This window comes from Acidisphaera sp. S103 (genome assembly GCF_009765975.1).
GTDB lineage: Bacteria > Pseudomonadota > Alphaproteobacteria > Acetobacterales > Acetobacteraceae > Rhodopila.
Window position 1 is genome coordinate 238,861 of the sequence record NZ_LMUJ01000031.1, and the last position, 26,094, is coordinate 264,954.

26 protein-coding genes are annotated in these 26,094 nt (G+C 63.2%); 15 read left to right on the forward strand and 11 right to left on the reverse strand.

Annotation, left to right across the window (positions count from 1 at the left end; all coding sequences use genetic code 11):
- Positions 1 to 50: 50 nt before the first annotated feature.
- Positions 51 to 344 (reverse strand): pyrroloquinoline quinone precursor peptide PqqA, encoded by a 294-nt coding sequence (pqqA, locus tag GSQ89_RS40005; RefSeq protein WP_371734214.1) that lies wholly within the window; start codon positions 342 to 344, stop codon positions 51 to 53.
- Entirely contained in the window at positions 295 to 957 is a 663-nt protein-coding gene (locus GSQ89_RS05625; protein ID WP_216856022.1) for a DUF3280 domain-containing protein, read from the reverse strand. Before GSQ89_RS05625 ends, pqqA begins: the two co-directional genes overlap by 50 nt.
- On the opposite strand from GSQ89_RS05625, the gene GSQ89_RS05630 reads away from it, so the two are divergent.
- Positions 956 to 1,168: a hypothetical protein gene (locus GSQ89_RS05630; RefSeq protein ID WP_158922860.1), complete on the forward strand. Its 213-nt coding sequence runs from the start codon at positions 956 to 958 to the stop codon at positions 1,166 to 1,168. The two genes, GSQ89_RS05625 and GSQ89_RS05630, sit on opposite strands and share 2 nt — an antisense overlap.
- 145 nt (positions 1,169 to 1,313) lie before the next feature.
- Positions 1,314 to 1,703: a cytochrome c family protein gene (locus GSQ89_RS05635; RefSeq protein ID WP_254073092.1), complete on the forward strand. Its 390-nt coding sequence runs from the start codon at positions 1,314 to 1,316 to the stop codon at positions 1,701 to 1,703.
- Positions 1,704 to 1,812: 109 nt separating this feature from the next.
- On the opposite strand, the gene GSQ89_RS05640 is transcribed toward GSQ89_RS05635, so the two are convergent.
- The 6 genes from GSQ89_RS05640 to GSQ89_RS05665 form a co-directional block, all read right to left on the reverse strand.
- A complete protein-coding gene (locus GSQ89_RS05640) occupies positions 1,813 to 2,121 on the reverse strand; it encodes an EthD family reductase (protein ID WP_216856023.1) in 309 nt (102 codons plus the stop codon).
- Between the two features lie 22 nt (positions 2,122 to 2,143).
- Positions 2,144 to 2,503: a hypothetical protein gene (locus GSQ89_RS05645; protein WP_158922862.1), complete on the reverse strand. Its 360-nt coding sequence runs from the start codon at positions 2,501 to 2,503 to the stop codon at positions 2,144 to 2,146.
- Between the two features lie 25 nt (positions 2,504 to 2,528).
- On the reverse strand, positions 2,529 to 3,266 hold the full coding sequence (locus tag GSQ89_RS05650) for an ATP-binding cassette domain-containing protein (RefSeq protein ID WP_158922864.1): 738 nt from the start codon (positions 3,264 to 3,266) through the stop codon (positions 2,529 to 2,531).
- Positions 3,259 to 4,035 (reverse strand): ABC transporter permease, encoded by a 777-nt coding sequence (locus GSQ89_RS05655; protein ID WP_254073093.1) that lies wholly within the window; start codon positions 4,033 to 4,035, stop codon positions 3,259 to 3,261. The genes GSQ89_RS05650 and GSQ89_RS05655 overlap by 8 nt, the downstream gene beginning before the upstream one ends.
- Positions 4,022 to 5,038, reverse strand: a complete 1,017-nt coding sequence (locus tag GSQ89_RS05660; protein ID WP_158922866.1) for an ABC transporter substrate-binding protein — start codon at positions 5,036 to 5,038, stop codon at positions 4,022 to 4,024. The genes GSQ89_RS05655 and GSQ89_RS05660 overlap by 14 nt, the downstream gene beginning before the upstream one ends.
- A gap of 219 nt (positions 5,039 to 5,257) precedes the next feature.
- The gene (locus tag GSQ89_RS05665) at positions 5,258 to 6,586 is read right to left on the reverse strand and encodes an aspartate aminotransferase family protein (RefSeq protein WP_158922868.1); all 1,329 of its coding nucleotides are present in this window, start codon (positions 6,584 to 6,586) and stop codon (positions 5,258 to 5,260) included.
- Positions 6,587 to 6,714: 128 nt separating this feature from the next.
- Here GSQ89_RS05665 and GSQ89_RS05670 point away from each other — a divergent pair, with 128 nt between their 5' ends.
- A complete protein-coding gene (locus GSQ89_RS05670; protein ID WP_158922870.1) occupies positions 6,715 to 7,275 on the forward strand; it encodes a nitroreductase in 561 nt (186 codons plus the stop codon).
- 155 nt (positions 7,276 to 7,430) lie between these two features.
- On the opposite strand, the gene tcuB is transcribed toward GSQ89_RS05670, so the two are convergent.
- A complete protein-coding gene (gene tcuB, locus GSQ89_RS05675) occupies positions 7,431 to 8,540 on the reverse strand; it encodes a tricarballylate utilization 4Fe-4S protein TcuB (protein WP_158922872.1) in 1,110 nt (369 codons plus the stop codon).
- The gene (gene tcuA, locus GSQ89_RS05680) at positions 8,527 to 9,927 is read right to left on the reverse strand and encodes an FAD-dependent tricarballylate dehydrogenase TcuA (RefSeq protein WP_158922874.1); all 1,401 of its coding nucleotides are present in this window, start codon (positions 9,925 to 9,927) and stop codon (positions 8,527 to 8,529) included. Before tcuA ends, tcuB begins: the two co-directional genes overlap by 14 nt.
- Positions 9,928 to 10,023: 96 nt before the next feature.
- On the opposite strand from tcuA, the gene GSQ89_RS05685 reads away from it, so the two are divergent.
- Both GSQ89_RS05685 and GSQ89_RS05690 read left to right on the forward strand, forming a co-directional pair.
- Positions 10,024 to 10,557 carry a decarboxylase gene (locus GSQ89_RS05685; RefSeq protein WP_158922876.1) on the forward strand — a complete coding sequence of 178 codons (534 nt, stop codon included), beginning with the start codon at positions 10,024 to 10,026 and terminating at the stop codon, positions 10,555 to 10,557.
- Between the two features lie 12 nt (positions 10,558 to 10,569).
- Positions 10,570 to 11,199: a thiamine pyrophosphate-dependent enzyme gene (locus GSQ89_RS05690; protein ID WP_158922878.1), complete on the forward strand. Its 630-nt coding sequence runs from the start codon at positions 10,570 to 10,572 to the stop codon at positions 11,197 to 11,199.
- Positions 11,200 to 11,566: 367 nt separating this feature from the next.
- Here GSQ89_RS05690 and GSQ89_RS39740 read toward each other — a convergent pair whose 3' ends face one another.
- Positions 11,567 to 12,490 (reverse strand): hypothetical protein, encoded by a 924-nt coding sequence (locus GSQ89_RS39740; protein WP_158922880.1) that lies wholly within the window; start codon positions 12,488 to 12,490, stop codon positions 11,567 to 11,569.
- A 726-nt stretch (positions 12,491 to 13,216) separates the two neighbouring features.
- On the opposite strand from GSQ89_RS39740, the gene GSQ89_RS05700 reads away from it, so the two are divergent.
- From GSQ89_RS05700 to GSQ89_RS05745, 10 genes are all read left to right on the forward strand, one after another.
- Positions 13,217 to 15,604 carry a TonB-dependent receptor gene (locus GSQ89_RS05700; RefSeq protein ID WP_158922882.1) on the forward strand — a complete coding sequence of 796 codons (2,388 nt, stop codon included), beginning with the start codon at positions 13,217 to 13,219 and terminating at the stop codon, positions 15,602 to 15,604.
- A gap of 89 nt (positions 15,605 to 15,693) precedes the next feature.
- The gene (locus tag GSQ89_RS05705) at positions 15,694 to 16,350 is read left to right on the forward strand and encodes a MotA/TolQ/ExbB proton channel family protein (RefSeq protein ID WP_158922884.1); all 657 of its coding nucleotides are present in this window, start codon (positions 15,694 to 15,696) and stop codon (positions 16,348 to 16,350) included.
- Positions 16,328 to 16,720, forward strand: coding sequence for a biopolymer transporter ExbD (locus tag GSQ89_RS05710; RefSeq protein ID WP_158922886.1), 393 nt, complete (start codon positions 16,328 to 16,330; stop codon positions 16,718 to 16,720). Before GSQ89_RS05705 ends, GSQ89_RS05710 begins: the two co-directional genes overlap by 23 nt.
- Positions 16,721 to 17,196: 476 nt before the next feature.
- A complete protein-coding gene (locus GSQ89_RS05715; protein ID WP_158922888.1) occupies positions 17,197 to 17,433 on the forward strand; it encodes a TonB family protein in 237 nt (78 codons plus the stop codon).
- 282 nt (positions 17,434 to 17,715) lie between these two features.
- Entirely contained in the window at positions 17,716 to 18,255 is a 540-nt protein-coding gene (locus GSQ89_RS05720) for a ubiquinol-cytochrome c reductase iron-sulfur subunit (RefSeq protein ID WP_158922890.1), read from the forward strand.
- Positions 18,256 to 18,355: 100 nt separating this feature from the next.
- Entirely contained in the window at positions 18,356 to 20,092 is a 1,737-nt protein-coding gene (locus tag GSQ89_RS05725) for a PQQ-dependent dehydrogenase, methanol/ethanol family (protein ID WP_158922892.1), read from the forward strand.
- A gap of 50 nt (positions 20,093 to 20,142) precedes the next feature.
- Positions 20,143 to 20,595 carry a (2Fe-2S)-binding protein gene (locus tag GSQ89_RS05730; protein WP_158922894.1) on the forward strand — a complete coding sequence of 151 codons (453 nt, stop codon included), beginning with the start codon at positions 20,143 to 20,145 and terminating at the stop codon, positions 20,593 to 20,595.
- A 3-nt stretch (positions 20,596 to 20,598) separates the two neighbouring features.
- Positions 20,599 to 22,914 (forward strand): xanthine dehydrogenase family protein molybdopterin-binding subunit, encoded by a 2,316-nt coding sequence (locus tag GSQ89_RS05735; RefSeq protein ID WP_158922896.1) that lies wholly within the window; start codon positions 20,599 to 20,601, stop codon positions 22,912 to 22,914.
- Positions 22,915 to 23,178: 264 nt separating this feature from the next.
- Positions 23,179 to 24,240 carry a low specificity L-threonine aldolase gene (locus GSQ89_RS05740; RefSeq protein ID WP_158922898.1) on the forward strand — a complete coding sequence of 354 codons (1,062 nt, stop codon included), beginning with the start codon at positions 23,179 to 23,181 and terminating at the stop codon, positions 24,238 to 24,240.
- 158 nt (positions 24,241 to 24,398) lie between these two features.
- The gene (locus GSQ89_RS05745) at positions 24,399 to 26,057 is read left to right on the forward strand and encodes an LVIVD repeat-containing protein (protein WP_158922900.1); all 1,659 of its coding nucleotides are present in this window, start codon (positions 24,399 to 24,401) and stop codon (positions 26,055 to 26,057) included.
- Positions 26,058 to 26,094: the final 37 nt, after the last annotated feature.

Consider the following 26,094-nt stretch of genomic DNA (forward strand, 5'->3'; position numbering starts at 1 on the left):
GGGCAACCGGGTGGGGTTGCCAATTCTGCTTGGTCAATCGAACCGCGGCGTCAGACGCGGGCGCTGAAGTACCCGTTGATTTCCATGCCGAGGCAGATTTCGCGTAGTGTCGGGCGGGTCCATGCCATAGGTCGTCTCCTATCTTTTTCTTTCGAGAAATCAAAGACTCCGGGAACGATTGCCCCCAGCACAGGGAAGGTTAGCGCATCTTCCGCGGTTAGGAAAGTGGTTTGCCGCGGCTGTTGGGGGCATCGTGAAATCCCCCCGTTCATTCGGGGCGTTCCGGCCGACGCTCTATTGGCCGCTGTTGAGGATACGGTTGCGTAAAAGAAAGGATAGGCCATGCGTCCAGGATTCGTCGGTATCGCCGCGAATATCCACGCTGCCCGCCGCCACGCGCTGGCCCGTGGTCACGTCGCGGACGACGACGTTGATGTTCAGGATCAGGTTTGAGACCTTCTGCACCCAGCCGATCACCGAGAACCGGGCGCCAGCCTTGCGCGCCGCGTCCACCTCGCACCCGTCGCAGGTCCACCAGGACGGGGTGGAGGGATCGGTGGCGACTACAACCACCTCATACCGGGACGATTGTGCCAGTGCGGTCTGCAATTGCGCGTCGAGTTGATGCAGGCGTGCCTGGTCGGCCTCATCAGGTCCGCGCATCGCGCCTTGCAAACTGGTATCGTCAAGTTCGAATGCAAACACGGCCGTCTGAAGTGAGGCCGCGTGCGCCGCAGGCGTGGCGAGCAGCAGGCCGCCCATTATAGCCGCCGCAAGGGCGTGTGCTGAGGTCATAATCCCGCTTCTTCCCTGGTGTTCGAGCGACGCGCAACCAATCGTGGCCTTTAAGATCACATCGCGGCTATAATATCTTAAATAACGGTCATTCGCGCGCGCCCGGTTCTGCTTGGTTTTTGTTCCGCGGCATCGATCGACCCGAAACGCGGAGGTTGCCATGAACATCGTCGAGCTGATCGTGATGGTTTGCTCCCTGCTCAATCCGAATGCATGCTCCGAGAAGCATTTCGAGTTTGAGTCGAATGGCTCCCTGAAAAGCTGTATGATGCAGGCGCAGCCTTACCTCGCGCAATGGGCCGGCGACCACCCCAATGACCGCATCGCCTCCTATCGCTGCGCCTGGCCGGGTCAGGAGGGCGAGGATTTGTGATCCCGCCGTCCCAGTGTTCGTTCGCAAAGCCGAACCAGGGGACCAATTGACAGTCACGAGACGCATCGGGGACTATCCGGCTCGAAAAGACCGATAATCCTTCGGTTTTGTTGGCAACGTTCCCGAGAGGACGGTGGGAGGCTTCGTGACGCGTTGGGGTATGATCATTGTCGCGCTGGGCTGCGCGGTTTCCGTCCGTGCCGTCGCACAGGACGTGGCGGCGGGCGAAAAAGCGTTCGTCGTCTGTCGCGCCTGCCACCAGATCGGCCCGACCGCGAAAAACTTCGTCGGACCGGTGCTGAACGGCGTGGTCGGCCGGCCGGCGGGAACGTATCCCGACTACAGCTACTCGGCGGCCAACAAGAATTCCGGACTGACGTGGGATGAGGCGACGTTGCAAAAGTATCTCGCCAATCCGCAGCAGGTGGTGAAGGGGACGAAGATGATCTTCCCCGGGATCAAAGACCCGGCGAAAGTGAACGACGTGATCGCGTTTTTGAAAACCTACAAGGCGGACGGGTCGCGGATCCAGTAGCGGCCGGCACGGACGGGCGCTCCGCCCGTGTGTCATGCCGGCTATCTGCGCTTCATCCGTCGGTGTGCAGATCGCCGGGACGCCGTTCGGCCATGACGGTAAACGGAACTCAGGCCAGCCGATCGTTGAACTGGATTGTCGGCTGTACGTCGGTGAAGTTGGGGATGTCGCCGAGGACTTCCTTGCCGTGCGCGGCGGCGGCGGATTTGAAGGCGTCCAGCGACTCGAAGTCCAGCAGCGCGATGATGTGAAACATCGCCGGGTCACCGCTGGGGGAACCGGCCCCTTGCAGCACCTGGGCGCCCTTCAGGCCAGAGGAGCCCCACAGCCGGCCAACCAGCGGCACGTGGGTTTTCATGTAGTAGTCCAGGTCGAATTTGTGACCCGGACCGACTTGGTACATTACCGATACTATCACACCGCTCTCCCTTTGCTTTGGTTTAGTGGCAGTTTTTCAGATCGTTGTCGCGGATATCGAACGTGGTGTCCTTGCCCAGATCGATGGCGCGCTTGATGCAGGTTCGTCCAGTCTTGTCGACGATCTTCGCGTCGAATTGTCCGCGTTCGATACCCTTGATCTGCAGCCGCTCCGACGGATCGACTGCCTTGTCCTTGTCGTTCAGGGCCTGGTTGCTGCCCCAGTGGTCCGATCCCGCCGGGGCGAGATAGACACCCGTGAATGTCGTCGATGCTGTCAGGTTGTAGAGGAAAAACCGATCGGCCGCTGAGGCATCCCGGCCGGTGCACATCGTGGCGATGCCGGCAAAGGCCAGTAACAAGGCGGTGCGCGGGTTCGGCATCGGCATTTTTCTCCCTTGGCTCAGCCTAATCCGTTAGTGATGCGCCGGGCAATCCGTCTCCGTTTGCTGTGAAGAACGGAAACCGGCTGGCCAGGTCTGCCTGTAATGCCGCGCGGGTGGCGGCGTCGTTGCCGGCGGGCACCGGCACATCCGCCGCCAGTGTGGCTGGCGTGCCTGCCAGCACCAGCACGCGGGAGGCAAGCTGCAGCGCCTGCGCCAGATCGTGCGTCGCCAGCAGCACCGCCGCCCCGGTGTCGCGCGTCCAGCGGCCCACCACGTCCGCCAATGCCGCCGCGAGCTGCGGGTCCAGCGATGCGAACGGTTCATCCAGCGCCAGCAGCTCCGGCGAAACCGCCAGCGCCCGGGCGAGCGCCGCTCGTCTGGCCATGCCGAGGGAGAGCTGGCGGGGGTACAAGTCGGCGGCGTTGGGAAGGCGCACCATCTCCAGTAAGGCGCCGATATCCGGTTGCGGCATTCCGTCCGTCACCACCAGGCGCAAATTGTCCGCAACCGTCAGCCACGGCAGCAACCGCGGCTCCTGGAACACCACGCCGATCCGCCAGTCGCGGTGTTGTACCGCGCCGTCGAACGCCGTGTCCAAGCCGAGGAGAATGCGTAAGGTCGTACTCTTACCGATGCCGGACGAACCCAGCAGCGCGATCACCTCGCCGCCGGCGATGGAGACGCGGACGTCGCGCAGCACCTGCCGACGGGTGCCGTCGGGGGCGACGAAGACCTTGCGGTCGATACGGGCCTCAAACATCGGATCGCCACGCACTGGTCCGGCGTTCCAGCGGCTGCAGGATGGCGGCTTCGACCAACAGCATCAGGCCGGCGAAGGCCAGGCCGTAGGCGAGGATGCCGGTGACGTTGAAGTTCTGGAAATACAGGTTCAACACGTAGCCGACGCCATTGGGGCGGCCCAGCAATTCCACCACCAGGACGATTTTCCAGGTGATCGACAGCCCGCTGCGGCCGGCGGCGGCAAGATACGGCAGCAATTGCGGCAGCACGACGTGGCGCAGGCGCCGCAAGCGCGGCAGGCGGAACGCGGCGGCCATCTCGGCCAGTCCGGGATCCAGCGCCCTGGTGCCCTCACGGACGGTCACCACGACGGTCGGGGCTTTGGCGATGACCACCGCCAGCACGGCGGCGGTGTCGTTCAGCCCGACCCATATGTAGGCCAGCACGATGACGACAAGGACCGGCAGGTTGAGCGCGATCACCACCCAGGGATCTAGCCAGGCGTTCGCTCGGCCCGATCGTCCCGCCGCGTAGCCGACCACGGTGCCGCCCGCCATCGCCACGCCGAACGCCACGACGACACGCAGCAGGGTGGCGGCGAAGGCGGCGGGCATCGCGCCGTCCTCGCATTCTCGGCCGATGAAGAGGGCGACCGCCATGGGGGACGGCAGCAGCGTGGGGGAAGCGGCGACCCTCGCGGCGATCCACCAGACGGCCAGGAAACCGGCGAGGGACAACAGACGGTCGCGGCCGGCGATACCCATCGCCAGCCGGTCAGGTCGCCTCATGTTCGGGCGGCCAGAAAATCCCCGGTGGCAGTGTGTCGATGCCGCCGGTGGCGCGCGATCCGCCGGTGGCGTGCAGGACCGCGAACATCTTGTCGGCCGCCTTGGTCTGTCCGGCCGTGTCCTCGTGGGCGATGCCTTCGCGGAAGCGGTCGCGCAGGCGGGTGAACAGGGCGTCGGTGTCGGCGTTCATCAGCGGGCGGATGGTTTGCCATTCGGCGTCGGATTGGGCCAGCAGGCGTTCGGCGTCGGCGACGGCGGCGAGGAAGCCGTCGACGGTCGCGCGGTGGGCTTTTGCCCAATCCTCATGGAAGACAAACCCGATCAGGCTCATGCGCGGGGAGATGCCCAGAGCGGTGGCGCATTGGGCGACCGAGACCGCCTGGCGGAAGCCGGCTGCCTCCAATTGTGCCGCGAAGTTCCAGAAGGTCAGCACGGCGTCCAGTTCGCCCTGCTTCAGCTTGGCACCGAGCAGGGGGGGCGCGCCGTAGACCACGGTCGCGGCGGTCGCCAAATCGATGTTTTGCGTCGCTCGCCCGGCTGCCTGGACGATGAGCCAGGATTTGTCGACCGGTCCCCCGACGACGCCCAATTTGCGGCCGCGCAGGTCCGCCAGGCTGCGAATCGGTGATTGCGCGGCAGTCATGATTCCGCCGGAGGAGCTGGAGAATGGGGCGAAGGATAGCTTGGTGCCCGACGCGCGCTGGACGGCGGTGAATATCCAGTCGGAGACGACGATGTCGCTGGCGCCGGCCATCAGCGACACACGGCCGGCGTCGATGTTGGCCAGCATCACGGTGTCCAGGGTGAAGCCGTGCTTGCGGTCGAGTGCGTGGCGGCGGATGACGTCGGCCACCCATTGGATGGTGCCGAACTGCAAGATTCCCAGCCGCAGCGCCGGCGACTCGGCGGCATGCACCTGGCGCAGCGCCATGGTGGCAGACGCGGTCGCGATCGCCGCCCGTCGCGTGATCCTGGGCACCGCTTTCATATCGTAACCGAGCAACTTCGTTCCTCCCGATCATTCTCTGTCAGACGGACGGCGAGGAAATGCAAGTGCCCCTGCGCGTCGCGAACGCCGAACCCGGTTGGGGGCCAACGCCCGCTTCGTCATGGCTCGGCACTCGCGATTCGTCGTGACCCCGCTGATTCGTCATGGACCGGCGCCAGTCAGTCCGGATTATGACGAAGAAAGAGGCGGCCTCAATGCCGGTTCGTACTACGTTCAGAGGTTGGCAAGAGCGGCATCCACTGCTTCGCCCAGCCGCTCCACGATCGTGTCGATATCAGCCTCGGTCACGATGTAGGGCGGGGCGACGATGACGTGATCGCCTAGCTTGCCGTCGATCGTGCCACCCATCGGGTAAGTGGCGAGGCCGCGGGCAATCGCCTGGGTCTTGACCCGTTCGTTCAGCTTCAACGCCGGGTCAAAGACCTGCTTGGAACCCCGGTCGGTCACGAACTCCAAGGCCCAGAACAGGCCGCGTCCACGAATGTCGCCGACATGGCGGTGGTTACCGAACCGTTCTTGCAGCGCGGATTCCAGCCGGTGACCCATGGCCGCGACATTGGCGACCAGCTTGTCCTCACGGATGATCCTTTGGACTTCCAGCGCCGCCGCACAGGCGACGGGGTGCGCCTGGTAGGTCTGGCCATGCAGGAACCCGCCGGAGCCATCAGCCAGGGCACGCACGATCCGATCTGCGATCAGAATGCCGCCGATCGGCTGGTAGCCGCCGCCGAGACCTTTGGCGATGACCTGGATATCGGGGGTGACGTCTTCCTGTTCCCAGGCGTGCATGGTGCCGGTGCGGCCCATGCCGCACATCACCTCATCCAGGATCAGCAGGGCACCGTAACGGTCGCAAATCGCTCGCACCGCGGCGAAGTAGCCCGGAATGGCGGTGACGCAGCCCGTTGTGGCGCCGACGACCGGTTCGGCAAGGAACGCCATCACCGTATCGGGGCCGAGGCGCTGGAATTCCGCGTCCAGTTCCGCCGTCAACCGATCCAGATACTGCGCGTCCGTCTCACCGTCGTGCTTGAACCGATAAGCGAAGCAGGGGGAAACCAAACTGTGCGTCTGGCTCAGGATCGGCTCGAAATAGGCGCGTCGCATCATGTTGCCGCCGGCCGCCAGAGCCCCCAGCGTGGTGCCGTGATAGGATTGGCGGCGAGCGATCGTGCGGGTGCGCTGAGGCTGACCGATCTCCAGAAAATATTGCCGCGCCAGCTTGATCGCCGCCTCATTCGCCTCAGACCCCGATGAACAGAACCACGCCCGGGACAATCCCCCCGGTTGGTCGCCAAGCAGGATGTCCGCGAGGTCCTCGGCCGGCTGGTTGGAGAACGTGCCGGTATGCGCATAGGCCATGGCGGCCGCTTGGCGCCCGATGGCCTCGGCCACACGGCGGTTGCCGTGACCCAGGCATGCGACGGCGGCCCCGCCGGACCCATCGATGATGGCGCGTCCGTCTTCGGTATGCAGATAGATGCCCTCGCCCCGGACGGCAATGGGCGGAATGGCGCCGGAACGGTGCAGGATTCGGGTCACTTGCTGCCTCCAATCGGCGGCACCATGGCGCAGAGGTCCGGGGACGACAAGTTGGATGGCACAACCGGCGGTCTCTGGTTGGCGAAACCGCCGGACACGCTTAGTTTGTCGCGCAAGGAGGACCCACCATGGACGCTCTTGAACTGATGCTGAGCCGGGAATCGGCGTTGAAGTTGGAATCGCCTGGCCCCTCGGCCGAGGAACTGAACCGGATTTTCGACAGTGCCGTGCGCGCCCCCGACCACGGGCGGCTGCGGCCTTGGCAGTTCGTCGTGATCGATGAAACCCACCGCGCGGCGTTCGGCGCGCTGATGGCGGATTCGCTGCGGCGGCGCGATCCCACGGCGACCGACATTGAGTTGCAGCGCGAACGCGACAAGGCGTTCCGCGCGCCGGTGATCGTCGCGGTCGCGGCGAAAGTCCGCAAAGGCAACAAGATACCGGAGATCGAGCAGATCGCCTCAGCCTCGGCCGCGGCGCAGACGATCATGCTGGCGGCGCCCGCCATAGGGTATGGCGCGGTGTGGAAGACCGGCGCGCCGGCCTATGATCCAGTGGTCAAGACGGCGCTCGGGCTGGCCGAGGACGATAATATCGTCGGGTTTCTGTATATCGGCACGCAGGTGGGTGGGCCGTCGCCCATCCCCCGCCCGGAAGCCCGTGATTTCGTGACCGCCTGGGCTGGGTAGGGCGCGACGCGAAATAACCGCCCCAAGGGAGCACGGCTACCCGAACATCGCCATGGCGGGCGCAGGCCCGCCATCCACGCCTTGAGTGTAGGTCTTGGAAAAGGCGTGGATGGCCGTACCAGCGTTGAGGCACTTATTTGTCCGCGGAGCCTTAGCTACTCGCCGCCCAGGGGCTTCATGTTCCGCTCCACCGCCCGGCGCAGCAGCGCGGCGGAGCGGTAAACGCCATGCACCATCTTGGAGTATGGCAGCACCACGAAGAACGCCAGTATGAAGCCGAGATGGATCGCCATCGCCAGGCCCATGGCGCCGGTGGCACGCACCGCGAGCAGGACCAGCCCGGTCAGCGCGATCATCGCCAGCAGCATCAACAGCGCGACGTCGCCGCCCAGCAACCGGCGGACGGACGGCAGCGGGTCATCGACCAGCTTCATCGCGAACAATCCGACGGTGCCGACCAGCATCAGCACACCGCCGACGGTGCCCAGCAGGACCGGCACGCTGACGAACGGGTACGGCGCCGGCCAGCCCAGGAACGAATGGTAGATGAAGCCGACCGTCGTGGCGGCAAAGCACAGCAGGAAGCCATAGAACATCGCGTGGTGCAGATGGCGGCGGCGCATGGAGAACGCCTCGGAATTGTCGTTGCAGCCGTTACCGCCGCCGCCGAGGTTCTTCAGAGTCAGCACATCCCACAGCGCGACGGAGATCGCCGTCGGACCGATCTTTTCGCGCGGTCCGGCATCGCGCCAGAAATTACGGGCACCCATCGCCAGCGCCACCAGCGAAAACCCGAACGTCAGGATGGCGACAACCTGCATCGCCCAAAGCGGAATGACCTCATAGAACGAGTCCGCGGCCGTACCATGGGCGCCGAAGAAGTTGCCCGGTGAATTCAGCAGCATACTCAGGATCAACACGACAGCGATGCCCAGTGCGGCGACCAACGACACCACGGTGCCATTGCGATTGAACATCGATGCCAACGGCTTCGGCCACGCATATTCCGCATAGCTTTCCGCTCGGACTTCCGCCAGCGCCTTGGGAACGTTGATGCCCCATTCGTGCGGCGGGCTGTATTGGCAGGCGTAGTAACAGCCTCGGCAGCCGTGGCACAGGTTGGCCAGATAGCTCAGGTCGCCCGCGGAGAATTCGCGGCGCAGTTCCACCGCGGGGAACACGGCGCAAAAACCCTCGCAGTAGCGGCAGGCGTTGCAGATCTCCATTTCCCGCCGAGCATTGATGACGGCGTCAGTTTCTTGCACGACGAGCTGCCTCCTGGCCGGCGATGCGGCCAAATACGGTTCCGATGGTCATTCCGAAGCCGGCGAGGTAGCCCTTGCCGAGGATATTGCCTGACATGATCTCGCCCGACGCGAACAAGTTGCCGGCCGGCTGGCCGTTGTCCATCAGCACCTGGGCTTTGTCGTTCACCTTGACGCTGAGATAGGTGAAGGTGATGCCCGGGCGCAGCGGGTAGCCATAGTACGGTGGCTTGTCGACGGAACGAGCCCAGTTGGTCTTGTTCGGCGTCAGCCCGGCGGTGGCGTTGCCGTCCAGCTTCAGGTTGTCGAAGATCTGGCCGGGTTTGACCGCCTTGTTGAACCCGTCGATGGTCTCGCGGACCTTCCCCGGATCCAGCTTCATCTTCACCGCCAGTTCCTCCAGCGTGTCCGCCTTGATCGCCGGGAACACCGACGGCATGAACAACGGAAAGGCCTTGGAATCGCAGATCGAATAAGCGATCTGGCCGGGCTGCTGGGCGATCAGGCGGCCCCAGATGGCATAGCGCTTCGGCCAGACGTCTTCGCCTTCGTCATAGAAGCGGTCCCCGTTGCGGTTCACGACCACGCTATAGGGCACGCTGTCCAGGCGGGTGGTGATGCCGCCGTCGAATTTCGGCGCGCGTGCATCCAGCGCGACCGCATGGCACTGGGTCGGGTCGCCGATCGCCGCCACGCCCTGCGACAGCAGGTTCTTCAGCACGCGGCCACGGTTGTAGGGCGTGCCGCGGATGACGAAGTTATCCACCGCGTCGCCCCAATATTCGCGCATCCAGTCCAGATTGGCCTGGAAGCCGCCCGACGACGCCACGACGCAGCGCGCATGCACGGTTTCCGGAAAACCCTTGTAGGTGATGTCGATGGAGCGAACCGCGCCGTCCTCCATGTTCATGTTGACCACCTCGGTATCGTAGAGGATCTCGACGCCCAGGCGTTCGGCGGTCAGGTAATAAGCGTTCACCAGCGCCTTGCCGCCGCCCAGGAAGAAGGCATTGGTGCGGCCCAGGTTCAGCGTGCCGGTCAGCGACGGCTGGAACCGCACGCCGGCGTCCTTCATCCAGCCGAACACGCCGGAGGACGCTCGTATCGTCATGCGGGCGAGTGCTTCGTCGGTGTTGCCGCCGGTGACGCGCAGCAGGTCGTCCCAGTACTCGTCTTCCTTGTAGGCGTCGGTCAGCACGGCGTTCGGCTGGTCATGCATGGCACGCAGGTTGCGGGTGTGGCGGCTGTTGCCGCCGCGGAACGCCTTCGGGGCGCTTTCCACCAGCAGCACGCTCGCACCCGCCTGGCGCGCGGTGATCGCGGCGCACAAGGCCGCGTTGCCGCCGCCTGCCACCAGCACGTCATAGGTCTTTGTCCGATCAGGCATCCGTTCCCTCCGCCGACGGTTTCTTTCCTACGAATGGTTGCGGGATCGCGCAAGGCATGCGAATGCGGCGCCAGAATTTGAGGAGAGGAGGTCGAGATGGCCGAAGCCGCGGACGGGCGCGCCTGGTACGAGATCGTGCGAGACGTGTTGAAGCGCCACAACGTTAGCCTGGTCACCTATGTGCCCGACAACGTGCTGCGGCCGCTGATCGAGGCGATCCATGCCGATCCATTCTTCACCGCCTTCTCCTGCACGCGGGAGGAGGAGGCGTTGGGGATCAACGCCGGTGCGTGGATGGGCGGGGTGCGCGGTATCCTGCTGATGCAGACCTCGGGCTTCGCGACGCTGCCGAACGTGCTGGCGTCGCTGTCGGTGCCGTTCTCTATCCCGACGCTGATGATGGTGTCCGAACGCGGCACGCTGGGCGAGTTCAACATCGGCCAGTCGCTGGTGGCGCGCACGATGCGCCCGGTTCTGGACGCGCTGTCGATCGAGAACCACACGATGACGCGGCTGGATGAGGTCGAATTCACTGTCGATCGCAGCATCACCCAGGCCGTGGCCACGATGGCGCCGGTCTGTTTCATCCTGTCGCCGCTGCTGACCGGCGGCAAAGTTTTCGCGAAGTAGGGGGCGGTTGTCATGGCATCGTTAGCGAACCACCCGGCGAACCGGGATCAGGCCAAGGTGATGAACCGCTACGACATCACCAAGCGGATGGTCGGGCTGCTGCACCAGGATGAGGCGGTGATCGGCGGCATCGGCTACACCAACTTCGATCTGTGGGCGGCATCCGAATCAGCGTCCGGACGGCGGCAGCAGAATTTCTACATGCTGGGCAGCATGGGGCTGGCGGTGCCGATTGCGATGGGCGTGGCGATTGCCCAGCCGTCGCGGAAGGTATTCGCGCTGGAGGGCGACGGCTCGGTGCTGATGCAGCTCGGATCGCTGACCACCGTCGCCGCCAGGGCACAGAAGAACCTGTGCATCGTGATCATGGACAACGGCGCGTACCAGATCACCGGCGGCCAGCAGACGACCACACACCAAGGTGCCGATATCGTCGGGATCGCTCGGGCGGCTGGGCTGACGCAGAGCGCGTGGGCGGCGGATGAAGATGCGTTTGTGGAACTGATCGGGCGGTCGCTGAAGGAAGACGGGCCGTGGCTGATCGGATGCCGGATCGATAATCAGAAGCCGGTGGACACGACGGAACGCGATCCGGCTCGGATTCGGGACAACTTCATGCGGGGGTTGGGGGTGAGAGGGTAATAAACGGTTCTGTCGCAAATTTCCCGGCAGACCTGCAATATCCTGTGCGATCGATGCAGCGATGGCCCCGACGACGGAACACAACCGATTCTTGAATTCGTCGTCGCATCATCGCATGGGCGGCCGCAATCCTAAGCGGAGGCAATATGGGCCGGCGGTTCGCCAGGAACCGTTGCTCCCGCTGTGCGCAAACGTCCTATGACACGGTCCAGATAGACCGTGTTGCAGTGGTCAATGGCAACGGTGACTAGGCTCAGGCCTGACACGCGGAAACTTTGGCTTCGGTGTCCCCCGGCCGCGTCATCGCGGCCGGATTGCCAGAGCTTCCTGCGACGCGACTGCTGCGTCCAGTCAGGATGGGACGGCTCTAACCGCGCCGGCGGCGCGCGAGCCTGATCCCGGCGAGCGCGGTGACGAGGATCGCCGCCGAGGCTGGTTCCGGGGCAGGCGCCGGCCCCGCATAGCTGATCGTCACGTAGCCATTGCCGGTCCGAACGCCGGACTGAAACTCCGGGTCCAAGGCCCCAGCCTCGAGAAACGACCCGCCGCCGCCACCGCCGTCGAAATAGGAACCCCCACCACCGGAATATCCGCCACCGCCGCCGCCAGCATGCCTGGTTGCGCCGCCGCCACCGCCAAACCCGCCGGCACCACCCTGAAGGTTCGAGCCGCCGCCCATGAACGTTGCGTAACCGGAACCTCCGTCAGCCGAGACGGTGCCGTTGCCGTTTCCGCCCGCGCCGCTGAAGCCCGCACCTCCTGCGCCGTTCAACCCGGTCGCGGTGCCGCCACCGCCGCCCAGACCTCCGATTCCACCGGCGCCGGCGTTGCCGTGGCCACCGACCCCACTTTGCCCGTTCAGGCCTGTCACACCGGCGCCGCCGTTGCTGCCGCCTTCATAGGCCGCGCCGCCCCCGGCGCCGCCACCGCCGCCGGCCGCTCCCAGGAGCGTCGATCCGACAAACGCGAAGCTGCCGCCGCCGCCGCCGCCGCCGCCGGGACTGGCATCGAAGCCGCCCGTCCCCGAGGCCCCGGCACCGCCGACGACAACGCTCAACTCCTCCCCGGCGGTCAACAGAATCTCGCCGCTGACGGAGGCGCCTTCGCCGCCCGTGAAGCCCCCGGGCGAGTTGCCGCCCTGCGCGCCCGACAGAGTGATGTCGTATTCCCCGGTCGTGGTCACGTCGTAGGTCTGGGTCGTGCCGGTGTAAGAGAACGGCGTGGCTTGCGCGCCGGTCCCGGCAACACAGATCGCGAGCAGCGAGACACCCGCCAAAAGATCAAGTTTCATTATTGTTCCCATTCCGATAACGCCACGTTATCGGTGACATGCAATCGGTGTGCTACGCGACAAAATGGCTGATTTCCACCGCTTTGCGTGACCCCGGCAAAGGGCGAAGCGGCCATCCTGTAAAGATTTCCGACTATGTCACCACCGTGTCTCCGCGCACCAGCAACGCGTCGGCACTTTCACGGCCCATCGACCACGTCCAAAGCTCGGGCATGGTAAGGGGTGCACACCGTGCGCATCCTTCATATCCGCCGCCGGGGAAAGCGCGCCGCCGTGGCGCGGCATGCACGTCGATACGATCCCGCGCGACGGTCAGAGGCTCCGACCAAGCCAATTGGGTCGATGTCGCTCGAAAATCGGATTTGCCTCAAAAGAAATCAAGCGGCTCGCTTGACCATAGGTAATGTTATGATATAACATTTCAATAGATGATGGGGAGCAGGATGACGGCAGCAGCAGGCGCTACGAAGGTTCTCGGCTGCCGAAGTCGATGCAGGGGGCAACGCGCGCGCCGACAGTCCGGTGAACATGCGCAATACGTGTGTCCGATTATCGATGCGTCCGCCCCGCGTCATCCCAAGCTGCAAACTGCGGCTACCGTCGATACTTCAGTCTCTTACACATTTCTCCGGCGCCATGTCCGCGCGCCGCCCGCCTGAAGCCGTCTACCAAACCCGATAATCCATAATTCACCTGGATAATGTTCGTCGAACATGAGGGCCACTCGTGAACAGAAAAACGCGCGCCATGACTGCTGCCCTTTGGGGCATTTTGGTCACCAGTAGCCATCCTGGATACGCCCAAACCCCGACGGTGGTATCGTCTGAAACGGTGACCGGCGTCGCGCGCGACGCGTTGCAGCGTCCGCTCGACAGCGTTCAAATCCGCCTGGAAACGCCGGACGGCAAAGTGATCGCGCGCGGCACGACCCAAAAAAATGGCAAGTACACGCTGCCTACGGTTGCACCAGGTGTCTACTCGCTGATTGGCGAGAAGACAGGATTTGCGACCGCGACCGCAGTCGTAACGGTCGGGGCGAAGGGAGTGGCAAGCGATCTGACGCTCGCGTCCAACGAAGCCCTCGATATGAAAGTTGCAGCCGAACGGCTCGCCGCGGCACGGAGCGAGACGGAGCCGCGCATCGGCGCCACCACCTATACGCTCGACAACGGTGCGATCCAGGATCAACCGGGAGGCTCGAACATCCCGCTCAATCAAACCCTGTTGCAGGCCCCGGACGTCTCTCAGGACTCGTTTGGTCAAATCCATCTCCGCAATGACCACGCCAACATTCAATACCGGATCAACGGCGTGATTCTACCCGAGGGCATCAGCTTTTTCGGCCAGAGCCTGAGCTCGCGTTTTGCGAGTTCCGTCGATCTCATCACCGGGTCCTTGCCGGCCCAGTATGGCTTGGTGACAACGGGCATCGTTGATATTCAAACCAAATCGGGTGCATTCGAGCCAGGCGGTTCAGTCGGCTTCTATGGCGGCAGCCACGGCTGGATGGAGCCAAGCCTGGAATATGCCGGGTCGGCCGGCAATCTCAATTACTATATCTCTGGGGATCTACTTCAGAACGGCATCGGCATCGAAAATCCGACCAGTTCGAGCAATCCGATCCATGATCAAACGAGACAAGGTCATGGTTTCGCCTATCTGGAAGATATCATCGACCCAACGAGCAAGATCAGTTTGATCCTTGGCGCCTACCAAGGCAGCTTCCAGATCCCGAACAGTCCAGGTCAGGCACCTGCTTTTCAATATCTCAACCAGACGAACTTCAACTCGACGCTGCTCAACGACACCCAGCAGGAGAGCAATGATTACGCCGCGCTGTCCTATCTCAAGACCGAAGACAACTACAGTTTTCAGATCTCGGCCTTCACGCGGTACAGCAGGCTTGCCTACTCCCCCGACGACGTCGGCGATCTCATGTTCTTTGGGCTGGCGCAGAACGCGCTTCGCACCGACGTCGCGGAGGGTCTCCAGGCTGACGCAAGCTACAAGCTCAACGACAGCCACACCTTGCGCTACGGAGGATTGGTCACCGCGGAACATGCAGCCTCGAACACCAATTCCCAGGTCTTTCCCTGCCTTGACCTGGCATGCAGCAGCGTCGGAACCAGCCCAACCTCTGTCAATGACAGCAGCGCCATCACCGGATGGACCTACAGCGCCTATGCTCAGGACGAGTGGAAGCTGCTTCCGACCGTTACGCTCAATTACGGTGCGCGCTTCGATGTGCTGAACGCCTACACCAATACCAATCAGCTCAGCCCGCGTGTCAACGTTGTGTGGAAGCCCACGTCGGACACCACGCTGCACGCCGGCTATTCGCGTTATTTCACGCCGCCGGCCTTGGAGCTGGTCTCCGGAGAATCGATCGCCAAGTTCGCGGGAACAACAGGCTACCCCGCGGGGTATACACCGGCATCCCCGCCCGCCGACGGAGCGATCTTGCCGGAGCGTTCGAATTACTTCGATATCGGCGCGGACCATACCTTCGCGCCTGGCCTGAAGCTGGGTGTGGATGCGTTTTACAAGATTGCGCAGGATCTGATCGATGAAGGACAATTCGGCGCGCCGATCATCCTCTCAGTCTTTAATTACGCCCACGCGGATGTTTACGGCATCGAGTTTACCGGCAGCTATAAACGCGGCAACTGGTCGGCGTACGGCAATCTCTCCGTAGGCCGGGAACGTGCGACCCAGGTTGCATCGCAACAATTCAATTTTACACCGGCCCAACTCGCATTCATTTCGAGCAACTACATCTATACGGACCACAGTCAATGGGTCACCGCTTCGGGCGGTATTGCTTACACCTGGTTGGGTACCCGCTTCAGTGCCGATATGATTTATGGATCGGGCCTCCGGCAGGATAGTGGCGACATTCCGAATGGGGGTACGGTACCCGGCTATACCCAGGTCAATCTCGGTGTCTCGCACCGCTTCCAGAACATGCCCGGCGGCCCGATCGAACTGAGTCTGAATCTGATGAATGTCTCTGATAGCATCTATGAAATCCGTTCGGGAACGGGTGTCGGTGTGTTCGCGCCGCAATACGGTCCACGCCGAGCCATCTACGCCGGCATACGAAAATTCTTTTGAGCAGGCTTGATGTCCCTTCTCGCCATAAACGACAAAGGAATATACATGCACACGATAGCCGCCAGGACGACGCGGTTTCAGGAGCAAGCGTGGAACAGGTAAGTGACGTCATCAATGCGTTACGGGTCGGCGGCGTGGCTGTCTACCCGCTGGGCCTGCTGGCGGTCGTTGCGATCGTTATCGTGATCGACAAGATGTTTCTGTTCTTCGTGCAGACCCGCCTGCCACAAGACCTGGTAGCCCTGGTCGAAAACTATGGTTTCGGCTGGGACGCCCTGGCACAACGGCTCGGCCGGCTTGGCGCGCGCAACCATTTTGCGCGCTTCCTAAGCGTCATTCTTGACAATCGAACACATCCCGTTTGGTGGGTGGAATCACGCGCCGCCGATGAAGCGGCGCTGATCGAGAAATCTCTGGCCCGCTGGTTATGGGTTCTCGAAACCATTGTGACCGCTGCCCCGCTCCTTGGATTGCTGGGCACCATCACCGGCATGATTCGTTCGTTCAAGTTGTTCGGCAATCAGGGCCTGGTCGACCCCGCGGGGGTAACGGGCGGTGTGGCCGAGGCGCTGATCGCGACCGCACTCGGACTGTTCGTGGCACTGATCGCGCTGTTTGCTTTCAACTATTGTTCTGATCGTCAAGCCCGGATCATGGACGAAATGGAGCGGCTCGGCACCCGCGTCATTGATCATATCCGGCTCGATACGCAGGAGGATCGGCATGAAGCTGCGCTCCGCGCATAAACGCCGCCGCGGCCGCATCGAGATCATCCCAATGATCGATGTGATGTTCTTCCTGCTCGCGACCTTTATGCTGGCCTCTCTGACAATGCAGAACCTGCACTCGCTCCGGGTCGATCTGCCGCAAGGAAGCGCGACGCCGCTGGCCGTGTCAAAGTCGGTCACCTTGACCGTTACCGCGACAGGCAATCTTTTTCTGGATAAGGTTCCCGTGACACTCGATACGCTTGCCTCGGCGTTGAAGCCACCGGAAGGCCGGACGGTTGTGGTCGCGGCCGACAGGGCGGCGCCAAACGGGACTGTGGTCGAGGCCATGCTGCAAGCGCGCGAGGCCGGCGTAGAAGAGTTCGTCTTCGCCATTCGCAAGGAGTAGGCGTGCGGGTAGACAGGCCATGGGTCCGGTTGGCCTGGACACTGCCCATGGCGCTTGTTGTGACAGCGCTGGCCTTGACCGGATTTCTCGATGTCCTGACCCAAGGCGCGTCGCCACCCCCCGCATCCAAGCCAGTGGCGATGCAGATCATCGAACTGCCGCCACAACCATCGCAGCCCCAACCGGCACCGGCAATCGAAACACCACCGCCGGCAGAGGCGACAGAGGTGCCACCGCCCGTAAGCGCGCCGCCGACGCCCACGACACCTATGACGCCAACGACAAAGACACTGCCGCCACCCCCGCCCGTGCCAGCACGGAAACCGCAGCCCACCCAACCGCCGCACCGCCGGGATCTGTCGCGGCAACGTCCGCGGGATCAAACCGCCGCACCGGCTCAGGTGCCTACGTCAGCACCTGTCACGCAGAGTCCCCCGGGCGGTATGACCATGGGGGTCCGGGCACTCTACCAGCCGATGCCGGACATTCCGGAGGAACTGCGGCATCGCGAACTTGCGGTTGTCGCAATGGCACGCTTCCACGTTGCGGCTGATGGCAGCGCGACAGTCACATTACTTCAGGCAACCGCCGACCCTCGCCTCAATGCGGCTTTGATGTTCGCCCTGCGGAAATGGCGTTTTTTCCCTGCCATGGACAATGGACAGCCGGTCGCGTCGACAATCGATATCCGCGTTCCTATCGATGTTCACTAACCCTGACACGCAAGCAGGGGATCCGAGCGCCCGCCATCCGGTTGCTTGACAGTGTTTTCGGCGGTCGCTACGGTCAAATGGCAAATAATACTGGCAAGTAGGGAAAAGTTCCCGATGGACTAGCAACGTCAGGAAATAATTTGCAATGAACTGGAACAGTGCTGATTGTGCTGATCCTATCAGGTGTCAGTACGATGTCCCGGGCCGTTCGGCAGCGGCGCGCGCAACGTGAACGACCATCGATCCTGGACAGAGTTATGGCCCCGGCGGTCTATGCTGGGAGTGGCCTATGTACTGGCCGCGGCGACCCGAACCAGCCTCCCTGCCCGCGCGGATGACCCGCCGGATGCCGCCCGCGGCATGTTGGCGCAGGTCGGCGATCAACTGGTTGCCTTCGGCAGCGAAGACGGCGGTGCTCCCCTCGCGGTGTCGGATATCCCGCCTCACAGCGACGTCGTCCTGGCCTGGCCGCTCGATACGGCGCGTCGTGTCGCGCGCAATGCGTCTCGGCTGAACCTCATCATTCTGATGCACTTCGACCCATCCAGCCTGTCCGGGCCGGAAACGGCGCGCGCCGCGAATGGCATCGTCGCTTTCACGGCGGTCTGTTCCCATCAGGCCTGTTGGGTGACCGACTGGCTGTCGTCCAAGCAGTTGCTTCAGTGCCCTTGCCATCAGTCCGAATACGATCTGCGGCAGGGCGGAAAAGTGGTGTCCGGACCGGCACCGCGCGGACTCGCGGGGCTGCCGTTGAAGGTAGCCGACGGCAAACTGGTCGTCGCCGGCCCATTCACCGATCGTGTGGGAGGCCAAAAGCTATAGACAACGCAGCGACGCGCGAACTGTGACGAGGCTGCGACGTCCCGCCAAAAGCAGGGCACGACGGTAATGCCAAAGCAAAACGCAACCGGGGAGAACGTCGATGAAAGGTATAAGCTACATAGTTCCGCTGGCAGTGGCCGCTGGGTTGTCGTGGGGGGTGAGCGGCACGACCGCCTTCGCGGGCTCGGTAACCGGCTATCAGCCGGTCACCCAGGACAGGCTGGACAATCCGGGACCCGCCGATTGGCTGCTTTACCGGCGCACCTATGACGGCCACGGTGACAGCCCGCTGCGGCAGATCAACGTCGACAACGTCAAGGACCTGACGCCCGTCTGGACGTTCTCGACCGGCGTGGTGGAGGGGCATGAGGCGCCGCCCATGGTCAACAACGGCGTCATGTTCGTGACCACGCCAGGCGATCAGGTGCTCGCGCTCGATGCGGCCAGCGGCGACCTGCTGTGGCGCTACGCGCCGAAGCTGCCGGAAGACCTCTTTCAACTGCACCCGACCAATCGCGGCGTCGCGTTCTGGGGCAACAATCTCTATCTGGCGACGACGGACTCACGCCTGATCGCGCTCGACGCGAAGACCGGTAAAGTCGTGTGGGAGGCAACGGTCGGCGACTATCACCACGGCGAATACATGACGCTCGAACCCCTGGTGGTGAACGGCAAGGTGATAATCGGCACGTCGGGCGGCGAATTCGGCGTCCGCGCTTATATCGCCGCCTATGACGCCGATACCGGCAAGGCACTGTGGAAGACCTACACCGTGCCAAGCCCGTCCGAACCCGGCGGCGACACCTGGAATACCGATGCCTGGAAGACCGGCGGTGGTTCGGTCTGGATCACCGGCAATTACGATCCAAAGCGCAACCTCGCCTATTGGGGGGTCGGTAACGCCGCCCCATGGCCCGGCGACCTGCATCCGGGCGACAATCTCTACACCAGTTCGACCATCGCGCTTGATCCGGACACCGGCAAGATCGTCGCATATCACCAGTATCATCAGAACGATTCCTGGGATTGGGATGAAGTGCGGCCGCCGATACTGATCAATATGACTCGTGACGGGAAGACAATCGATGCGCTGGTGCATCCGGCACGTGACGGCTATCTGTGGGTGCTGCAGCAGACCGATGACGGCATCAAGTTCATCTCCGGCAAGCCGTTTGTTTACCAGAATGCTTTCAAGAGTCTCGATCCGCAGACCGGGCGTCCCACGTACGACCTGGACCACAAGCCTGTTGTCGGCAAGACCGTAACGTTCTGCCCGTCGCTATGGGGCGGGGATGATTGGACGTCGTCGGCCTATAGCGACGAGACGCACCTGGTCTACATTCCGGCCAACAACAACATGTGCGGCTCCAACGAAGGCGTCGACAAGAAACTTCTGGTCGGGCAGTTGTGGCTCGGCGTTGATCCCAGCACCAACAAACTGGTACCCAACGGCCAGCATATCGGCGAATTGCAGGCCTGGGATCCGGCGACAGGCAAGCAGGCCTGGATGTATCCGTTCCCCAATCAGCTTTTCGCCTCGGTGCTGACCACCGCGGGCGGCCTGGTGTTCGTGGGCGGCACCAATGACCGCATGTTCCGGGCCTTCGATGCCAAGACGGGTGAACTGCTGTGGCAGCAGCGCACCAATTCGGGGATCATCGGCATGCCCGTCGCCTTTCAGGTGGGCGATACCGAATATATCGCCGTGCAGTCTGGCTGGGGCGTGGATGCCCAGCGAATTCAGAACTCGCTGGCGAAGACATCGATGAAGCTCGACCCTGATGAGGTCCCGCAAGGCGGCGTCGTCTGGGTGTTTGCCGTGCGGCACCACAACTAGCCAAATGCGTCGGGGCGCGTCCCGCAATTTTCAGAATGAAAGGCGAAGACATGGTTACGCTCAAAGTCAACGGCCAGAATTTCACATATGACGGGGACCCGGAGGTGCCCCTGCTGTGGGTGCTGCGTGATGAGCTTGGCCTGACAGGCACGAAGTTCGGCTGCGGTGCCGGGCTTTGCGGCGCCTGCACCGTGCATCTTGACGGCACCGCGGTGCGATCCTGCAGTGTGGAGGTGAGCGACGCCGCGGACAAGACAATCGTTACCATCGAAGGACTGGACCCGCATGGCGACCATTTGGTTCAGCGGGTCTGGCGGGAGGCGAATGTGCCGCAATGCGGCTACTGTCACGCCGGACAGATCATGCAGGCCGCGGCGCTGCTCGCCGCCAACCCGAAGCCGGCCCCGGACGATGTGATGCAAACCATGTCCGGGAACATCTGCCGCTGCGGCTGTTATCAGCGCATCGCCGAGGCCATCGCTCTCGCTTCGACAGGAGCCTGAGCCATGACATACATGTTCGATCCCGAACCGATCCCGGCCGGCGCGATTGTCAATGTCAGCCGCCGTTTCCTGCTGAAGGGCGCTGTTGCGACCGGAACGCTGGTGCTGGGGGCCAGCCTGCTGCCTGGCCGAGCGATGGCGGAATGGGCGACCGGCGCCGGCGCGATGCCGGGCGGCACCGTCAACGATCCGCATGTCTATATCGCCATCGATCCGTCCGGACTGGTGACGATCCTCACCAACCGCTCCGAGATGGGCACCGGTGTACGCACCAGCCTGCCGATGGTCGTTGCCGATGAGATGGAGGCCGACTGGTCCCGCGTTCAGGTGAAGCAGGCGCCGGGCGACGAAACGAAATACGGCAACCAGGATACCGATGGATCGCGCAGCGTGCGGCACTTCGTCCAGCCAATGCGCCAATGCGGCGCCGCGATGCGGACGATGCTCGAACAGGCCGCGGCCAAACGCTGGGGCGTCGATCCGTCGGAGGTGAAGGCCGACAACCACGTCGTCGTCCACCTCACCTCCGGCTACAAGGCCGGCTTCGGTGAACTGGCGGCCGCCGCGGCGGCGCTGCTGACCCCCCCGGTATCGACGCTGAAACTGAAGGATCCAAGCCAGTTCCGCTATATCGGGACTGGCACGATCTCGATCGTCGATCTGCACGACATCACCACCGGTCATGCGCCGTACGGCATCGACGCCAAGATCCCCGGGATGAAGTTCGCCGTCGTCGCCCGCCCGCCGGTCGTCGGCGGCAAGCTGGTATCCTTCGATGCGACCGAGGCGCTGAAGGTTCCGGGCGTCGAGAAGGTCGTGGAGGTGAAGGGGTGGCCCTGGCCGTCGAAGTTCATGCCGGTCGGCGGCGTCGCCGTCGTCGCCCGCAACACGGGTTCGGCGATCAAGGGGCGCGAGAAACTGCAGATCGTCTGGGACAATGGGGCGAACGCGACCTACGACTCGGGCGCCTTCCGCAAGGCGATGGAGGAGACCGCGAGCCAACCCGGGCTGGTGGTCCGCAATGACGGCGATGCCGACGCAGCGCTGAAATCCGCCGCCAAGGTGGTCACCGCGCAGTACTACATCCCACATTTGTCCCACGCCACCATGGAGCCGCCGTCGGCGACGGTAAACGTTGCGGACGGCAAATGCGTGGCCTACGCGGCGACGCAGAGTCCCGGCGGGTGTCGGGACGATCTGGCAAAGATACTGGGCTTGTCCGTCGACGACGTCACGGTGAACGTGCCGCTACTTGGCGGCGGTTTCGGCCGCAAGTCGAAATGGGACTACGTGCTGGAAGCTGCCCTGGTGTCGAAGACGGTGAACGCGCCGATCAAGCTGACCTGGACGCGTGAGGACGACATTCAGCACGATTTCTACCACACCGTCTCGGTGGAGCGGATCGACGCCGGGGTGGATGCCAGCGGCAAGGTTGTCGCCTGGCGGCACCGCAGCGTCGCACCGTCGATCGCCTCGACGTTCAAAGCCGGCGTAGACCATGAGGCACCGTTCGAACTCGGCATGGGACTGGTGGACAATCCGTTCGACATTCCCAATCTGCGCTGCGAGAACGGAGCCTGTACAGCGCACACGCGGATCGGATGGTTCCGGTCGGTGTCCAACATCCCGCACGGCTTTGCCGTGCAATCCATGGTGGCGGAACTGGCCGCGGCGTTAGGACGCGATCCCAAGGACATGCTGCTGACGCTGATCGGGCCGGACCGCATCGTCGATCCGCGCAAATCGCCGGGCGTGAAGGGATTCTGGAACTATGGCGATCCGTTCGACACCTATCCGATCGACACCGCCCGGCTGCGCCGCGTGGCGGAGCGGGCGGCGCAGGCGGCAGGCTGGGGCAAGACCCTGCCGAAAGGCCAGGGGCTTGGCATCGCGGCGCATCGCAGCTTCCTGACCTACGTGGCGACGGTGGCGCACGTGGCGGTGGACGACCACGGTAACCTCAGCGTCCCCAACGTCTACACCACGATGGATTGCGGCTTTCATATCAACCCCGAACGAATCCGCTCGCAGATCGAGGGCGCGGCGGTGATGGGTCTCGCCCTCGCGAAGAACAGCGAGATCACCTTCAAGAACGGGCGCGTGGAGCAGCAGAACTTCGACGGCTTCATGGTCGCTCGGATTGATGAGGCGCCGTTGCACGTGCATGTCGACATCGTTCCGGCCGATTGGAGCGTGCCGGCCAGCGGCGTCGGTGAGCCCGGGCTGCCGCCGTTCGCCCCGGCTTTGTGCAACGCGATCTTCGCGGCGACCGGCAAGCGCATCCGCAGCCTGCCGATCGGTCAGCAGCTTTCGACCTGACGTCCACCTGCCAGCGGCGCCGCGACGCATTCCAGCGCAGCGGCGCCGTCAACCTGACGGCGGGAAAACCCACGACCCTGCTGAACCTCGACGTGCCGATGGCCGCCGAATCGATTAAGGATACCCGGAACGTGTAGCCGTGCTACCAGAGCGGTCGGTGGCGTTTGACCATGGCAAAAAATCGAGTCCGAACGGCCTGGTAGGTGCGATACACCTATCGGAAAGGCCAGACTCGTGAGTGCAAAGTTAAGAGAAAGGGGCAACATGAACACGATAGGAAGGAATTTTGGCAGCGACAACGTTACCCCAGCCTCGCCGGAGGTGATCGACGCCATCGTCGCGGCCAATGTTGGTTCCCTGCAGTCCTATGGCGACGACCCCTATACGCACCGCCTGACAACCTTGGCCTCCACATTATTCGAAACCGAGGTGACCATCTACCCGGTCGCCACCGGAACGGTCGCCAACGCCTTGGCGCTATCGGTGCTGACACCCCCCTACGGTGCGATTTACTGTCACGAGGCCGCACACATCATGACCGACGAGTGTGGGGCGCCCGAATTCTACACGGGGGGAGCCAAAATCATCGGCCTGCCAACCGCGGACGGCAAGATTGTGCCCGCTCAACTCGATAATCCTCTGCGCTTTGCCCAGGACACCGGCGTGCATCACGTCAGGCCGGCGACGCTGAGCCTCACGCAGTCAACCGAATGGGGCACCGTCTATACGCCGGCTGAAGTCAGCGCTCTGTCGGACGCAGCTCATGCTTACGGTCTTGGTGTTCACATGGACGGATCCCGTCTTGCCAACGCCATCGCCTGTCTCGGCTGCAGCCCGGCGGAAATCACCTGGAAATCCGGCGTCGATGCACTGTGTCTTGGCGCCACAAAGAATGGTGCGATGGCAGCCGAAGCGGTGGTCTTCTTCGACCGCACGCGCGCGGCCGGGTTCGAATCACGGCGTAAACGCGCCGGCCACCTATGGTCGAAGATGAGGTTCCTCAGCGCACAGTTGATAGCGTATCTGGAGGATGGGCTTTGGCTGCGCAACGCCCGGCATGCCAACGCCATGGCCGCGCGGTTGGCCGCGGGCTTGACGGCCCTATCAGGCATCCAACTGGTGCAGCCGGTACAGGCCAATGAGTTGTTCGTCGTAATGCCCGAGGCCATGATCGCCACGCTTTTGGCCGAAGGGTTCGAGTTTCACCGCTGGCCCGCCCCGGCCGGCGTGTCCGGTTCGGTGGTTCGTCTGGTTACGGCCTTTTGCACGACCGCGGCGGACGTGGATGCGCTGCTAGCGGCAATCAGCGATCGCGCGACCAGGTGAATCGTATCGTTTGCGGCATCACCACGGCACTGCGGTCGTTTGCCGAAACAAGTCCCGAACCGGCCGACTTGACGCTCAAACCCCTAAGCGCCGGCACACGGATTTGACACTCCGCCCGGATGCGACATGATTGCGGCAAGGCTGCATGGGGGATTGCCGTGATTGATCTGCGTAGGTTCGCTCTTGGCGTTGGCGTCATCGCCCTGGGTCTCTGGTCATTGGTGTCCCAGGCCGCAGCGCCGCCATCCTACATACCGGACGGACCGAACGTTCCAGCCATTACGCTGAACGAGGGACCCAGCGGGGCAGCCGGCCTGGCGCCGCTGCCGGTGCCACCGCCGAAAGGGTGGGACCAGCAATCGATCTGGAACATGCAGGTGGTCGGGTTCCAGGACAATCAGGGGCGCGCGAGTTCCGACGATGGCTGGATCGAAAACCAGAACGGTCGTTACATTGCTTATATGGCCGACAGCCCCGGCAAAGCGCTGAATCCGCTGACCGGCAAGATCGAGGACAATGGCACCTCGCTGATCGACGTGACCGACGTGGCACATCCGCGGTTCCTGTCGCACATCCCGGCCCCGAGCGGCAGCGGCGCCACGCATCTCGCCGTGTGCGGTGGCAACACGCTGCCGCATGCCGAGAAAAACCACTGGTATCTGTTGCGTCACGACGGCATGACAAACCAGGAAATCTGGGACGTGACGGATCCGGTGGCGCCCAAGCGGCTGACCGTCATCATCGGCGGGTTGAACATGACCCACCACGACTGGTGGGAATGCGACACCGGTATCGCCTACACGGTCTCACAGACGCCGACCGACGGCTGGCAGGAAAGCGGCTCGGCTCAGCACATGTACATCTATGACCTCAGCGATCCGGCGAAGCCCGTCTTCATCCGCCAATTCGGGCTGGTCGGACAGCAGCCCGATGCGCCGGTCAAGACCGCGCAAAGCTGCACCAATGCGCCAGGACCGAGTTGCTACGAAGGTGTGACCAACCCGCCTGGCGGCATTCACCAGATCTATTCGGCGGGGGTGAACAAAAACCGCGTCTATCTCGCGTATGGTGTCGATTTCGATGGTGTCCTCCAGATACTGGATCGCCAGAAGCTGCTCGACGGCTGCAAGGTCCCAACCGCTTCGCCGCAATGTGCGACACGTCCGACTCAGGCGGACCTGTTGTATCCGCAGATCAGTTATATCGCGACCAATCCGAATCAGGGCGGCCATACCGCCGTTCCGATCTTCGGCGTGCCGATTCCGGAAGAGCAACAGAACTATCTCGACGGCAAGCCGCAACGGTGGGACCTTTTGGGGGTCACGTCGGAGGAGACGACCAACGATTGTCTCAAACAGGCATGGAAAAACCCATTCCTGCTGGATATCACCGACGAACGGACGCCTTGGCCGATCGCGGTGCTCGACGTCGGACAGTTCCCGGGGGATTTCTGCGCCAAGGGATCGCGATTCGGCGTGCATGAACTGAACCGGCAGATCTATGCGCCCTTCTACGGCAGGCTGGTGATCGTCGCGATGTTCAACGCCGGGCTTCAGGTCTGGGACATCCGCGACCCGTACAATCCACGCCGTGTCGCCTATTTCATCCAGGCGCCCAACAAGAATACGCACGAGAGCTGCGGCCCCTATCGCGGCAACCCCCATTACTGCCGTAAAGCGATATTTTCCGACCTGGGGGAGGTGGATGATCGTGGCTACATCTATAACTTCGACCGAGCCGGTTCAGGCCTGACGATCCTGAAGCTGACCGGCGCCGCGGCGCAGGTGGTGACGGGCGAAAAACACGATCAACGATAGGCCCCAACCAGGTAAGGCCTAACGTCCGGCCGACGGC

Excerpts from the sequence above, each read along its gene's own strand:
- GSQ89_RS05670 (WP_158922870.1), top strand. The coding sequence starts at position 6,715 with ATGGACGCTCTTGAACTGATGCTGAGCCGGGAATCGGCGTTGAAGTTG.
- GSQ89_RS05645 (WP_158922862.1), bottom strand. The coding sequence starts at position 2,503 with ATGCCGAACCCGCGCACCGCCTTGTTACTGGCCTTTGCCGGCATCGCC.
- GSQ89_RS05715 (WP_158922888.1), top strand. The coding sequence starts at position 17,197 with ATGCCGGACATTCCGGAGGAACTGCGGCATCGCGAACTTGCGGTTGTC.
- GSQ89_RS05690 (WP_158922878.1), top strand. The coding sequence starts at position 10,570 with ATGGCATCGTTAGCGAACCACCCGGCGAACCGGGATCAGGCCAAGGTG.
- pqqA (WP_371734214.1), bottom strand. The coding sequence starts at position 344 with ATGGCCTATCCTTTCTTTTACGCAACCGTATCCTCAACAGCGGCCAAT.
- tcuA (WP_158922874.1), bottom strand. The coding sequence starts at position 9,927 with ATGCCTGATCGGACAAAGACCTATGACGTGCTGGTGGCAGGCGGCGGC.
- GSQ89_RS05730 (WP_158922894.1), top strand. The coding sequence starts at position 20,143 with ATGGTTACGCTCAAAGTCAACGGCCAGAATTTCACATATGACGGGGAC.
- GSQ89_RS05650 (WP_158922864.1), bottom strand. The coding sequence starts at position 3,266 with ATGTTTGAGGCCCGTATCGACCGCAAGGTCTTCGTCGCCCCCGACGGC.
- GSQ89_RS05625 (WP_216856022.1), bottom strand. The coding sequence starts at position 957 with ATGGCAACCTCCGCGTTTCGGGTCGATCGATGCCGCGGAACAAAAACC.
- GSQ89_RS05655 (WP_254073093.1), bottom strand. The coding sequence starts at position 4,035 with ATGAGGCGACCTGACCGGCTGGCGATGGGTATCGCCGGCCGCGACCGT.
- GSQ89_RS05735 (WP_158922896.1), top strand. The coding sequence starts at position 20,599 with ATGACATACATGTTCGATCCCGAACCGATCCCGGCCGGCGCGATTGTC.
- GSQ89_RS05685 (WP_158922876.1), top strand. The coding sequence starts at position 10,024 with ATGGCCGAAGCCGCGGACGGGCGCGCCTGGTACGAGATCGTGCGAGAC.
- GSQ89_RS05710 (WP_158922886.1), top strand. The coding sequence starts at position 16,328 with ATGAAGCTGCGCTCCGCGCATAAACGCCGCCGCGGCCGCATCGAGATC.
- GSQ89_RS05630 (WP_158922860.1), top strand. The coding sequence starts at position 956 with ATGAACATCGTCGAGCTGATCGTGATGGTTTGCTCCCTGCTCAATCCG.
- GSQ89_RS39740 (WP_158922880.1), bottom strand. The coding sequence starts at position 12,490 with ATGAAACTTGATCTTTTGGCGGGTGTCTCGCTGCTCGCGATCTGTGTT.
- GSQ89_RS05740 (WP_158922898.1), top strand. The coding sequence starts at position 23,179 with ATGAACACGATAGGAAGGAATTTTGGCAGCGACAACGTTACCCCAGCC.
- GSQ89_RS05725 (WP_158922892.1), top strand. The coding sequence starts at position 18,356 with ATGAAAGGTATAAGCTACATAGTTCCGCTGGCAGTGGCCGCTGGGTTG.